The organism is Paractinoplanes polyasparticus (genome assembly GCF_019710575.1).
In the GTDB taxonomy this organism is placed as follows: domain Bacteria; phylum Actinomycetota; class Actinomycetes; order Mycobacteriales; family Micromonosporaceae; genus Actinoplanes; species Actinoplanes polyasparticus.
In genome coordinates, this window is the sequence record NZ_JAHWFK010000044.1 from 74,691 (window position 1) to 86,608 (window position 11,918).

Sequence of the window (11,918 nt, forward strand, 5' to 3'; positions counted from 1 at the left end):
TCCTCCCTACGCTGCTTCGCATGCTGCTGCGAATGTCCACCTTGCTGCTCCGGACACTGCGCGAGGAGCCGGCGGACGCTGAGGTGCCGAGCCATCGGCTGCTGCTGCGCGCCGGTTATGTCCGCCGCGCCGCACCGGGTGGCTACACGTGGCTCCCGCTCGGCAAGCTCGTCCTCGACCGGGTCACCGCGATCGTGCGGGCGGAGATGCTCGCCGTCGGCGGGCAGGAGGTGTCGTTCCCGGCGCTGCTGCCGCGGGAGCCCTACGACGTCAGCAACCGCTGGACCGAGTACGGCGACGACATCTTCACGCTCAAGGACAGGCGCGGCTCCGACTACCTGCTCGCGCCCACCCACGAGGAGATGTTCACCCTGCTGGTGCAGGAGATGACCACCTCGTACCGCGACTTCCCGCTGGTGCTGTTCCAGGTGCAGACGAAGTACCGCGACGAGGCCCGGCCGCGGGGCGGGCTGCTGCGCGGCCGCGAGTTCCTGATGAAGGACGCGTACTCGTTCACACTGACCGACGAAGGGCTGGTGGCCTCGTACGAGTCGATCCGCGCCGCCTACCAGCGCACCTTCGCCCGGCTGGGGCTGTCGCACACGATCGTCTCGGCGATGTCGGGCGCGATGGGCGGTTCGGCGTCCGAGGAGTTCCTCGCCACAGCCGAGGTGGGCGAGGACACATTCGTCGGCTGCACGTCCTGCGACTACGCCGCCAACACCGAGGCCGTGGTCACGCCGGCCCCGCCGGCCACGACCACCGCCGCGCCGCCGCTCGAGGTGCACGACACCCCCGACACCCCGACCATCGCGTCGCTGGTCGAGCTGGCCAACGCCCGCGCACTCGGTGGCCGCACCGACTGGACGGCTGCCGACACGCTCAAGAACGTGGTGGTCACCGTGCACCACCCCGGCGCCGGCCACGAGGTGCTGGTGATCGGCGTGCCCGGCGACCGCGAGGTCGACCTCAAGCGGCTCGACGCCGCCTTGGCCCCGGCCACGGCCACCCTCTTCGACGACTTCGCCGGGCGTCCCGATCTGGTCAAGGGCTACATCGGCCCGCAGGGCAGCAAGGCCCGCTACCTGGCCGACCCGCGGGTCGCGCCCGGCACGTCCTGGCTGACCGGCGCCAACGAGCCGGGGCGGCACGCGGTCAACGTCGTGGCCGGTCGCGACTTCACGCCCGACGGCACGATCGAGGCAGCGGTTGTGCTGGCCGGCGATCCGTGCCCGGCCTGCGGCGCCGGCACGCTGACCATGCGGCGGGGCATCGAGATCGGGCACATCTTCCAGTTGGGCCGCCGCTACACCGACGCGTTCAAGGTCGACGTGCTGGGAGCGGACGGCAAGCCGGTACGGCCGACCATGGGTTCGTACGGGATCGGGGTGTCCCGGGCAGTGGCCGCGATCGCCGAACAGCACAACGATGAGCGCGGCCTGCTCTGGCCGGACGAGGTGGCGCCGGCCGACGTGCACATCGTCGCGGCCGGCAAGGACGGTCAGGTCGAGGCCGCCCTCGTGCTCGCGGGCGAGCTGGTCGCGGCCGGGCTGCGCGTGCTCGTCGACGACCGCCCGAACGTCTCGGCCGGCGTCAAGTTCACCGACGCCGAGTTGATCGGCATCGCTCGGTCCGTCGTCCTCGGGCGCCGGCTGAACGAGGGATATGCCGAAATTCGCGACCGCCGCACCGGGGAACGGAACGACGTACCCGTCACGGACATACCAGGTGTAATCACTGCTTCACTCGGGTAACGCCAGTACCAACGGGAGGTGAGCGCATGTCCAGGTCGGCAGTCGCCGAGGTGATGACCCGGCAGGTGGTTTACCTGCCCGAGGCGACGATGCTCGACGAGGCCGCGCAGGTGATGCGTGACCGCGGCATCGGCGACGTCGTGGTGACCCGGGGCCCGACCATGGTCGGGGTGATCACCGACCGGGACATCGTGGTCCGGGCCATCGCCGAGAACCTGCCGCCGACCTCGACCAGCCTGGGCGACATCACCTCGCACGAGCTCATCATGGTGGAGCAGTCGGCCACCATCGACGAGGCCGTGCAGGCCATGCGCGAGCGGGGTGTCCGCCGGCTGCTGGTCTGTGATGCCGATCGCAAGGTCGTCGGCATCCTGAGCCTCAGCGACGTGGCGCTCCGGCCGACGTCCACAGCCGCCTGACCGCGCGCGTTAGGGTCGGTGGCGTGACCGACATGCCCCCGAATCTCGCCGAGATCGTCGATGAGTTCGCCTCGGCGCCGCGCGAGCTGGTGCTCGAGATGCTGCTCGAGTTCGCCGACTCCATGCCGCCACTCCCGGCCGACCTGGCCGCGCACGACGGCATGGAGCAGGTGCCGGAATGTCAGACGCAGTTCTTCCTTAAGGCCGTGGTGCGACCGGACGACACGGTCGAGACTTTTTTCGACTGCCCGCCCGAGGCGCCGACGACACGAGCCTTCGCCGGCATCCTGGCTGAGGGCCTCGAGGGCGCCTCCACCGCCGAGATCCTGGCCGTGCCCGACGATCTCTACGCCCGGATGGGCCTGGCCCAGACGATCAGCCCGCTGCGCATCCGCGGCGGCTCCGCGATCCTCGCGCGACTGAAGCGCCAGGTCGCGGCCCAGGTGGCATGATCATGGACCTTCAGGTGTGGTCGGATGTCGTCTGCCCGTGGTGCTATCTCGGCCCGGCGACGGCTCGACGCGGCGCTCGCCCGGTACTCCGGCGAGGTCACCGTGACATACCGGGCCTTCCAGCTCGACCCTTCGCCCGTGCCGCCCGGCCTGCCGATCAAGCAGGCGATGGCCGCCAAGTTCGGCGATCCGGCCCGGACCGACCAGATGCTCGCGCACGTCACCGCCCTCGCCGCCGGCGAGGGCCTGCGTCTCGACTACGACCGGGCGATCGCCGCGAACACCTTCGACAGTCACCGGTTGATCGCGTGGGCCGCCGGCCAGGGTCGTCAGGCCGAGATGCTGGACGCCCTTCAACGGGCCCACTTCACCGACGGCCTCGACGTCGGGTCCCCCGCGGTGCTCGTGTCGGTGGCCGGTGCGATCGGCCTGAACGCGACAGCGGCGGCGGCGTACCTGCGGTCCGAGGCGGGCACGACCGCGGTCGAGGCCGATCTGGCCGAGGCTCGCGAGCTGGGCATCTCCAGCGTCCCGTTCTTCCTGGCCGACGGGAAGTACGCGCTTCAGGGCGCTCAGGAGGCCGCGACTCTGGTCGAGGCTTTCGAAGAGATCGCGCGGCGGGAGGCTGTCGACGTCGGTCTATGACGTTTCACGTGAAACGTCAATCGACGAGCCGGGCCAGATCTTCGATCACCTCGGCGCCCGGCAGCGCACCCAGGGCTGGGCCGGCGATGGCGATCTTGCTGTGTCGCACGCCCGAGCCGACGATCACGTGGGGCGTGGCCGCCACTCGCGCATCGACGAGGATCGGCCAATCGGCGGGCAGGCCGATCGGGGTGATCCCGCCGTACTCCATGCCGGTCAGGCGGACCGCCTCGTCAATCGGGGCGAAGCTGCACTTGCGCACGTCCAGGCGCTTGCGGACCACGCCGTTCACGTCGGCCCGGGTCGTGGCGAGCACGATGCAGGCCGCGTACCGAACGACGTCGCCCCGTTTACCGGCGACGATCACGCAGTTGGCCGAGACGTCCAGGCCCACGTCGTACGCCTCGCAGAACGCCGCCGTGTCGGCCAGCCCCGGGTCGATCGGGGCCACGAGAACCTGGTCGGCGTCGATCGGCGCGTCCTCGGGCCAGACGGCGAGGGCCTTCGCCACCGGGTCGGCCAGCAGATCGGAGCGGGACTGGGCGGGCTCAAGTTTCAGACTTCCCATCACGCCCGCCATCCTGTCACGTCCATCTTCCTCAGAAATCGGGCGCGGCTGCCGACCGTCAGAGGGTGTGAGGGAGAGACGCGATGGACGGGTCGGGACCGTCAGTGGGCTGGCGCTGCTGGCCGGCGGGACGGCCATGGCGGCATCGGTCGGCGGCGAACACCAGTCGCTGTCCGCGACGCTGCTGCTGGGCGTCCTTGCCCTGGTTCTCGGCCACTCCCTGATCGAGGAGATCAAGCGTCAGGCCCGCCGCGCCTCAGCCGGCTGGACCCGGAAGGACACGACCAACGCCGTTCTTCTCGGCCTCTGGACCGAGTCGGCGCTGGCGGTGAGCATCCTGCTGCTCGACACTGTGCCCACGCGCGCTGTCGGCCTTGCCTTGGCCGCGTCGTACGCGGCTGCCTGCGGCTACTTCGTCACCGAGCGCCGCCGGGCGATTGCCACGGTGGCCGCTGAGGCTTCTTCACCGGATGGCGTTGTGCCGCACCACCGCCACCCCGGCCATGTGGAATCGGCCCCGCTGGCGGCCACGGACGAGATCAGGTCGGCAGGACCACGATGATCGGCGGCACCGGGACGCCACCGTTGGTCTCGGTCGGCAACTCGGGCGCCGGCAGCCAGTCGAGGCCCAGCATCTCAGGCCCGGAACCGTCGTCGAGGCCGATGCGCGGCTCGCCGTCGGCCACGGTCACCGAGAACACCGAAGTCATGCCGGACGGGTACGGCATCTCGAGCACGTAGCGGGCGTCGCTGACCACCAGGCCTGTCTCTTCGAACACCTCCCGCCGTACGGCTTCCTCAGCGGTCTCGCCGGGTTGCAGGCCGCCGCCCGGCAAGGTCCACCACTCACCGCCACCGGACCGTCGGCTGCGCTCATGCACCATCAGTACACGCCCGTCCCGCACGATCACGGCGGCGGCCCGTTTTCGTTCGCTCACGTGACGCAGGCTAACCGGCTCCCCGCCGGTTCCGCATGCCACCTTCCGGCACTGTGGATAACGTCCGCATTCGTGCCCTCGCAAGGGCTCCCGGACTGACCAATGAGGACAAATCGATGACCGAAACCGATCAGACGGCGTAGTCACTACGCGTGGGCGGCATGTTCGCCACACCGTCACGGTGATCCTTCACGGCAAGAATCTGATTGACCCCGATGCGGGCCTGTTCGAACGCAAGGGCCGACGCCGCCATGTAGAGCCGCCACACCCGCGCCCGGCCCGGGCTCGTCAGCTCCACCGCCGCCGGCCAGTTCGCTTCCAGGTTCGTGACCCAGGCCCGCAGGGTGCGACCGTAGTGCTCGCGCAGCATGTGGACGTCACGCACTTCGAAACCGGCCTGCTCGAGCAGCGTCACCGTCGTGCCGGCCGGAGCCAGTTCGCCGTCCGGGAAGACGTACGCGTCGATGAAGCTGCGCGCCTGATGCGGCTGCTTCGGCGGCAGGTGCAGGCGCGAGATCTGGTGGTTGAGCAGCCGACCGCCCGGCTTGAGCTGGGCGTACAGGATCGCGGCGTACTCCGCGTAGGGCTCCGTGCCGACATGCTCGGCCATGCCGACACTCGAGATGGCGTCGTACGGGCCGTCGTCGAGGTCGCGGTAGTCCTCGACCCGGATCTCCACCTGGCCGGTGAGCCCCGCCTCGGCGACCTGCTTGCGGGCGAACTCGGCCTGTTCGGTCGAGAGGGTGATGCCCACGACCTGAACGCCGTATTCGCGGGCGGCGTGGATGGCCAGGCTGCCCCAGCCGCAGCCGACGTCGAGCAACCGCTGGCCGGCCTTCAGACCCAGCTTGCGGCAGATCAGGTCGAGCTTGTCGCGCTGAGCGTCAGCCAGCCCGTAGCCGGGAGCGTCGGACAGCCAGTAGGCGCACGAATAGACCATGCTCGGGCCGAGAACAAGACGGTAGAAATCGTTGCCGACGTCGTAGTGGTGGCTGATCGCCTGCCGGTCACGGCGCCTGCTGTGCCGGGCGCCGGCGACGACCATCTCCTCCGGTGGGGGCTTGGGCTGGGTGCCCAGCACGCCGAGGCGCACGAGGTCGCCCGCCACGTGCCGAATCGGGACGTCCCTGATGTCAGGCGCCCGCCAGAGCAGCGCGGCCAGGCGGTTGAGGGCGTCGTAGAGGTCACCCTCGACGTCGACCTCGCCGGCGATGTACGCCCGGGCCAGGCCCAGCTGGTTGGGCTGCCACATCAGCCGGCGCAGGGCGCGGCGGTGCCGGATGACCAGCACCGGCGCGTCGGCCGGACCGGCCGACGAGCCGTCCCACGCCCGGATGCGTACGGGCAGTGGGGTCTGCAGGAGTGCTTCGAGAACGCTCTGAAGCTTCGAAGCGGTGGTCTGGTGAGGGATGGTGGTCGGCATCGGTACCTCCCGGGCGCAGCATCGCGCAACCGAATCATGGAACCGATTCACTATCCGCCCGACGCGGCCAGTTACATAAGACCATTTTATAGTTTTGTGATCGAGGACTCACACTGCGCGCATGACCCGCTCGAGACTGGTCAGACGCAGGGGTCGAGCCTGGTCACGACGGCTTTCCGCGAAGTCGTCGAGTACAGCCCGGCGCTCCCTTTCGGACAGTACGCCCGCGAACGGCGAAGCGGAACGCAGTCGCACCGCGTATCGGGCGGGCGACGTCAGCGCCTCGACCACAGCTGCGGGCTCCCCGGCCAGCAGAACCTCCCACCGCTCCAGCCATTCCCACTCCGCGCCGCCCGGGTGGAGGCGGCGCAGCCGGCGCAGATTGATCTCGGCTATGGCCAGCACCGCCGACGGCTGGGCCGTGTAGCGGGCGGCGATCGCTTGGTGCAGCCACAACTGCTCCAACTCGGCCCGGGTCAGCACTGGGTGGATCAGCGCCTCGACATCAGCGCGTCGCACCCGCCGATGCGAGCCGACGCTGACGTACGGCAGAAGCCCGCGCGCACAGAGATCGAGCACCCGGCGCCGGGGGAACCGGAGCAGGATCGCGGCCTCACCGATGGTGAGCAAATCGGTCGTGCGGATCGTCACACGTGGATGCTGGCCCGCCCCGCCGCGCCATGCAACAACCGAACGGCCATTGACTCTTTCACTGACCGGTTGGCGCCGTGCTGAACAGATAGGTGCGCTTCTGCAGCCCGGCCAGATCCAGCGGAACCCCGGTAAGCCGCTCAGCCAGCGCAAACCCCGCCTCGACGCCGCCACCACCGACGGCCGTGATCAGCGGTGCCAGCTCAGCGGCTCGCCGGCCCGACGCGGGCGCGTCCGACATCGGGTCGAATTCGAGTTGGACGGCCTCGTCATCCAGCAGGAGGAACCGCCCGCTGCCGTCGGCCGCCCGATACAGGCAGACCACCGTCGTCCCCGCCGACAACGCCCGCAGCAACTCGTCCGCGGTCCCCAGCTGCCCGTTGTCCTCGACAACCAACGACCACGAGTCATCGAGCCGAGACACCCCGAAGTACCGCTTCCCGCTGCTGACGCGCTCGCCGTTCCCCGCCCCCACCATCTGCTGCCACCCGATGCGCTCGAGCTCGTCGGCCCCCATGCGCTTCAGAACCTGAGCCGGCCGCACCCCCCGCACCCAGACGAAACAGAACCCCTTGGCCAGGTCACCGACGGAACGAAACCAGCCGTAGTCCCCCGCCACAGCCAAACGCCCACCAGCACCCAACGAGGATCCGCTGGAAGCAGACGCACCCGACGACGAAGACGTACCCAACGGCGCAGAGGCACCGGACGATGCAGACGGCAACCCAGAACCCGCAGGCTCCCCCGCCCGCGAACAGCCCGCGAGGAGCCCCGCAACCACCAGCCCAAACATCCCCCGACGCCGCACGGCGCCCAGTAGATCAAACGCCCCGTCCGAAACACAAAAAATCCCCCCGGCTCCGGCCGGAGGGATTCATTTTTCGCTGTGGAGCCCAGGGGACTTGAACCCCTAACCCCCGCCTTGCAAAGGCGGTGCTCTGCCAGTTGAGCTAGGGCCCCCAACACCCACCCTCAGCGAAGGTCAGGCGCCGTGGTCGCCTCGTGCCAAAGCGCCCGCTCATCGCTGGAGGCCTTGACCTTCTTGAACACCAGAGTAGCCGCGCCAACAACAGCAGCCACAACCAAAAGCTTCTTAATCACGCCAACCCCCAAGCTTCCCGGTTCGGCCCCCACCGCAACCGCTGAGCCCGACCGCCCACGCCGGCGTGCCCACCGCACCGCGGGGTTTCGGGGGCTCACCCCCTATGTGACACATCCCCACCGCAACCGGAGCGCCGATAGCGCCCACCGCACCGCAAGGTCCAGGGGCTAACCCCCTGCGTAGTACATCCCCACAGTAACCAGGCACTAATCGCACCCACCGCACCATGGGGTTTCAGGGGCTAACCCCTGCGTAGTACATCCCCACCGCAACCAGGCACTAATCGCACCCACCGCACCGTGGGGTTTCAGGGGGCTCGGCCCCCTGAGAAGGCATAACGGGGAACCAAGGTCCGCGCTTTCTGCGGACAGGGTTCCCCGTTTCCCGTGGGGCTAGCTGGAATCGAACCAGCGACCTCAGAGTTATCAGCTCTGCGCTCTAACCGACTGAGCTATAGCCCCTCAAGTGCGACACCGAAGGTTACCGCACCGGGTTGGGAGCCACCAAAACGGGGGTGGCTCCCTTCGCCCCTACTTCCTTGCTCAGTCCCGCTCGGCGAGGGTCAGCTCGACCCCGCCCACCAGGTCGGCGCACACGTTGTAGATGAAAGCGCCCAGCGTGGCCAATGCGGTGAACAGCACGACGTTGACGGCGCCGATCAGCATCGACGTGCCGATGACGCCCCAGGCGGTGATCTGGAATCCACCGCTGGAGCCCGTGCTCTCGTTGCCGGTGGCGGTCACGAGCTCCTTGAGGCTGGTGTTGACCTCGCCCCAGACACCCATGGCGTCGAGGGCTAGGTAGAGCACCGAGGTGGCCACGACCACAACGATGAACAGCACCACAGACACAGCGAACGAGAACTTCATCACGGACCAGGGATCGATCCGCTTGAGGTTGAGCCGGGCACGCCGCGGGCCGCGGGCGGCCGCCGACGACACCGTGGAGCGCGCCGAGCGGACGACCTCGGTCACCCGGGCCGCGCCGACCGCGGCCGAGCCGCTGGCCGGGGCTGCGCCCTTCGCGTTGCCGCTGCCGCCGGGCGTGCCGCCGGGCCGCTGCTGCGGTCCGGTGCCGGGCTTGCCGCCGGCCGGTGGCACGCTGACCCGGCCCGAGCTGCTGCCGGGGGCGGCGCCCTTGCCCTTGGTGACGGTCGGCACGCTGGCCGAGCCCTTCACCGCCGGGCCGGGGCGCTTGTCGGCGCCGTCCTGGTCGGCGGCCGGCTCACCGGGCGGCGGGGCCATGCCCGGCGCCCGGGTGAACTTGGGCCCGGTCGGCGATTCGGCGGAGGCGGCACCACGGGCCGCTGCGTCGCGTCCGTTCGGGGCGGCGCCGTCTTTCTTGCCCGCCTCGTTCGGAGTCGACGAGCTCCCCGTGGCCCCCGACTTCGCCTGTGTCTCCGGCATCAACTAGTCCTGTTCGTCAGGCTCGTCGGCATTGCGAGCAAGCGCCACGATGGTTACACCTTCTGGGAGGTCCATCAGCTTGACCCCCATTGTGTTCCGATCCCGTGTGCGCCGTACAGGCTTCACGGGAGTCCGGATGACACCACCATTGCTGGTGATGGCAAATAGTTCATCCTCCGGGTCGATCACGAGAGCCCCCACCAGTCCACCACGGCGTTCCGTGATCTTCGCGGTGAGGACGCCCTTGCCGCCCCGGCCCTGCACGGGATACTCCTCGATCGGCGTCCGCTTCGCATACCCGCCGTTGGTGGCGACCAACACATCCAGACCCTCCCGAACCACTTCCATGGCCAGGAGCTCGTCTTCGCCGGTGAAGCGCATGCCGATGACGCCCGAGGTGGCCCTACCCATAGGACGCAGCGCATCATCGGTTGCGTTGAATCGGATCGCCTGGGCGTGCTTGGAGACCATCAGAAGATCGTTCTCCGGTGCCACCAGGGCAGCGCCCACCAACTCGTCGTCCTCCCGCAGGTTGATGGCGATGATGCCACCGCTGCGGTTGGAGTCAAATTCCTCGAGCCGGGTCTTCTTCACGAGACCATTCTTGGTGGCGAGCACAAGGTACGGCGCGACCTGGTAATTCGGGATCTGGATGACCTGGGCGATGTGCTCGTCGGGCTGGAACGCCAGCAGGTTCGCGACGTGCTGACCCTTGGCCACGCGGGCCGCTTCCGGCAGCTCGTACGCCTTGGCCCGGTAGACCCGGCCCTTGTTGGTGAAGAACAGCATCCAGTCATGGGTGGAGATCACGAAGAAGTGCGACACGATGTCGTCCTGCCGCAGCGTAGCGCCGCTGACGCCCTTGCCGCCGCGCCGCTGTGAGCGGTACAGATCGACCTTGGTGCGCTTCGCGTAACCAGTTCGTGTGATCGTCACCACAACGTCCTCGCGCGTGATGAGGTCCTCCATGGAGACCTCGCCATCGAACGGGATGATTTGGGTGCGCCGGTCGTCGCCGAACTTCTGCACGATCTCGCCGAGTTCCTCGGAGACAATCGCCCGCTGCCGCTCCGGCTTGGCCAGGATGTCCTTCAGGTCGGCGATCTCAATCTCGATCTTCGCCAGCTCGTCGACGATCTTCTGCCGTTCCAGGGCGGCCAGACGACGGAGCTGCATGTCGAGGATCGCGCCGGCCTGCACCTCGTCGATGTCGAGGAGCTGGATCAGGCCCGAGCGGGCGTCCTCCACCGTGGGCGAGCGCCGGATCAGGGCGATGACCTCGTCGAGGGCGTCGAGCGCCTTGACCAGACCGCGCAGGATGTGCGCGCGCTCCTCAGCCTTGCGCAGGCGGTACGCGGTCCGCCGGCGGATGACCTCGATCTGGTGCTCGACGTAGTAGAGGATGAACTGGGCCAGGTTGAGCGTGCGGGGCACGCCGTCGACCAACGCCAGCATGTTGGCGCCGAACGTCTCCTGCAGCTGGGTGTGCTTGTAGAGGTTGTTCAGCACGACCTTGGCGACCGCGTCCCGCTTGAGGACGAGGATCAACCGCATGCCGGTACGACCGGAGGACTCGTCACGGATGTCGGCGATCCCGGTGAGCTTGCCCTCCTTGACCAGCTCGGCCACCCGCTCGGCGAGGTTGTCCGGGTTGACCTGGTACGGCAGCTCGGTGACGACGAGGCAGGGGCGCCCACGAGCGTCCTCCTCGACCTCGACCACGGCCCGCATCCGGATCGAGCCCCGGCCCGTGCGGTACGCGTCCTGGATCGCCTGCTGACCGACGATCAGGCCGTAGGTCGGGAAATCCGGGCCCTTGACGATCTCGAGCAGCGCCTCGAGGGCGGTGGCCTCGTCGGCCTCCGGGTGGTCGAGCACCCACTGCACGGCGGCGGCGATCTCCCGCAGGTTGTGCGGCGGGATCTTGGTGGCCATGCCGACGGCGATGCCCTCGGAGCCGTTGACCAGCAGGTTGGGGAACCGGGCGGGCAGGATCGTCGGCTCCTGGGTACGGCCGTCGTAGTTGTCCTGCATGTCGACGGTGTCCTCGTCGATGTCCCGCAGCATCTCCATGGCGAGAGGCGAGAGCTTCGACTCGGTGTACCGCATGGCGGCCGGCGGGTCGTTACCGGGCGAGCCGAAGTTGCCGTTGCCGTCGATGAGCCGGTAGCGCAACGACCACGGCTGGCCCATGCGCACCAGGGCGTCGTAGATCGACGAGTCGCCGTGCGGGTGGTAGTTGCCCATCACGTCGCCGACGACGCGCGCGCACTTGACGTAGCCGCGGTCCGGACGGAAGCCGGAGTCGTACATCGCGTAGAGGATCTTGCGGTGCACCGGCTTGAGGCCGTCGCGGACGTCGGGCAGCGCACGGCCCACGATCACGCTCATCGCGTAGTCGAGGTAGGAGCGCTGCATCTCGACCTCGAGGCCGACGGGCTCGACCCGCTGGGCCACGCTGCCGGTGTCCGGAGCCTCGTCGCCGTCGGGCGTCTCGGGAGTGTCAGTCACTGTTAACCCTTACTCAAGGTGAAACCAGACATGTACGGCGAAAATACGC

General features: G+C 68.8%; 12 protein-coding genes, 2 tRNA genes and 1 pseudogene. 5 read left to right on the forward strand and 10 right to left on the reverse strand.

All coding sequences use genetic code 11. The annotated features are described in order from the left end of the window. The first annotated feature begins 20 nt into the window (after positions 1-20). From KXC43_RS37220 to KXC43_RS37235, 4 genes and pseudogenes are all read left to right on the forward strand, one after another. Positions 21-1,754, forward strand: a complete 1,734-nt coding sequence (locus KXC43_RS37220) for a proline--tRNA ligase (RefSeq protein ID WP_221380923.1) — start codon at positions 21-23, stop codon at positions 1,752-1,754. A gap of 26 nt (positions 1,755-1,780) precedes the next feature. After that, complete coding sequence (locus tag KXC43_RS37225; protein ID WP_221380924.1) at positions 1,781-2,173, forward strand: CBS domain-containing protein; 393 nt, start codon at positions 1,781-1,783, stop codon at positions 2,171-2,173. A 23-nt stretch (positions 2,174-2,196) separates the two neighbouring features. Further along, positions 2,197-2,625: a SufE family protein gene (locus KXC43_RS37230; RefSeq protein ID WP_221380925.1), complete on the forward strand. Its 429-nt coding sequence runs from the start codon at positions 2,197-2,199 to the stop codon at positions 2,623-2,625. 2 nt (positions 2,626-2,627) lie between these two features. Beyond that, a pseudogene (locus KXC43_RS37235) lies at positions 2,628-3,270 on the forward strand (DsbA family oxidoreductase). Between the two features lie 16 nt (positions 3,271-3,286). Here the strand turns inward: KXC43_RS37235 and KXC43_RS37240 are convergent. Beyond that, the gene (locus KXC43_RS37240) at positions 3,287-3,838 is read right to left on the reverse strand and encodes a YbaK/EbsC family protein (RefSeq protein WP_221380952.1); all 552 of its coding nucleotides are present in this window, start codon (positions 3,836-3,838) and stop codon (positions 3,287-3,289) included. 67 nt (positions 3,839-3,905) lie between these two features. On the opposite strand from KXC43_RS37240, the gene KXC43_RS37245 reads away from it, so the two are divergent. Next, a complete protein-coding gene (locus KXC43_RS37245; protein WP_221380926.1) occupies positions 3,906-4,400 on the forward strand; it encodes a hypothetical protein in 495 nt (164 codons plus the stop codon). Here KXC43_RS37245 and KXC43_RS37250 read toward each other — a convergent pair. The 9 genes from KXC43_RS37250 to gyrA form a co-directional block, all read right to left on the reverse strand. Then, positions 4,378-4,776: an NUDIX domain-containing protein gene (locus KXC43_RS37250; RefSeq protein WP_221380927.1), complete on the reverse strand. Its 399-nt coding sequence runs from the start codon at positions 4,774-4,776 to the stop codon at positions 4,378-4,380. The genes KXC43_RS37245 and KXC43_RS37250 overlap by 23 nt on opposite strands. A 130-nt stretch (positions 4,777-4,906) precedes the next feature. Beyond that, the gene (locus KXC43_RS37255; protein WP_221380928.1) at positions 4,907-6,199 is read right to left on the reverse strand and encodes a class I SAM-dependent methyltransferase; all 1,293 of its coding nucleotides are present in this window, start codon (positions 6,197-6,199) and stop codon (positions 4,907-4,909) included. 108 nt (positions 6,200-6,307) lie between these two features. Next, positions 6,308-6,850 carry a helix-turn-helix domain-containing protein gene (locus tag KXC43_RS37260; RefSeq protein ID WP_221380929.1) on the reverse strand — a complete coding sequence of 181 codons (543 nt, stop codon included), beginning with the start codon at positions 6,848-6,850 and terminating at the stop codon, positions 6,308-6,310. Between the two features lie 58 nt (positions 6,851-6,908). After that, positions 6,909-7,469 (reverse strand): DUF6461 domain-containing protein, encoded by a 561-nt coding sequence (locus tag KXC43_RS37265; RefSeq protein ID WP_308129429.1) that lies wholly within the window; start codon positions 7,467-7,469, stop codon positions 6,909-6,911. Positions 7,470-7,737: 268 nt separating this feature from the next. After that, positions 7,738-7,810, reverse strand: a tRNA-Ala gene (locus KXC43_RS37270). A gap of 12 nt (positions 7,811-7,822) precedes the next feature. Continuing rightward, the gene (locus tag KXC43_RS37275) at positions 7,823-7,951 is read right to left on the reverse strand and encodes a DLW-39 family protein (RefSeq protein WP_221380931.1); all 129 of its coding nucleotides are present in this window, start codon (positions 7,949-7,951) and stop codon (positions 7,823-7,825) included. Positions 7,952-8,339: 388 nt separating this feature from the next. Then, positions 8,340-8,413 (reverse strand) — tRNA-Ile (locus KXC43_RS37280). A gap of 81 nt (positions 8,414-8,494) precedes the next feature. After that, a complete protein-coding gene (locus KXC43_RS37285) occupies positions 8,495-9,358 on the reverse strand; it encodes a DUF3566 domain-containing protein (protein WP_221380932.1) in 864 nt (287 codons plus the stop codon). Positions 9,359-9,361: 3 nt separating this feature from the next. Further along, positions 9,362-11,869 (reverse strand): DNA gyrase subunit A, encoded by a 2,508-nt coding sequence (gyrA, locus tag KXC43_RS37290; RefSeq protein WP_221380933.1) that lies wholly within the window; start codon positions 11,867-11,869, stop codon positions 9,362-9,364. Positions 11,870-11,918 lie beyond the last annotated feature (49 nt).

Coding starts and splice junctions, on each gene's coding strand:
- KXC43_RS37220 (WP_221380923.1), top strand. CDS start 21: ATGCTGCTGCGAATGTCCACCTTGCTGCTCCGGACACTGCGCGAGGAG.
- KXC43_RS37225 (WP_221380924.1), top strand. CDS start 1,781: ATGTCCAGGTCGGCAGTCGCCGAGGTGATGACCCGGCAGGTGGTTTAC.
- KXC43_RS37240 (WP_221380952.1), bottom strand. CDS start 3,838: ATGGGAAGTCTGAAACTTGAGCCCGCCCAGTCCCGCTCCGATCTGCTG.
- KXC43_RS37255 (WP_221380928.1), bottom strand. CDS start 6,199: ATGCCGACCACCATCCCTCACCAGACCACCGCTTCGAAGCTTCAGAGC.
- KXC43_RS37285 (WP_221380932.1), bottom strand. CDS start 9,358: ATGCCGGAGACACAGGCGAAGTCGGGGGCCACGGGGAGCTCGTCGACT.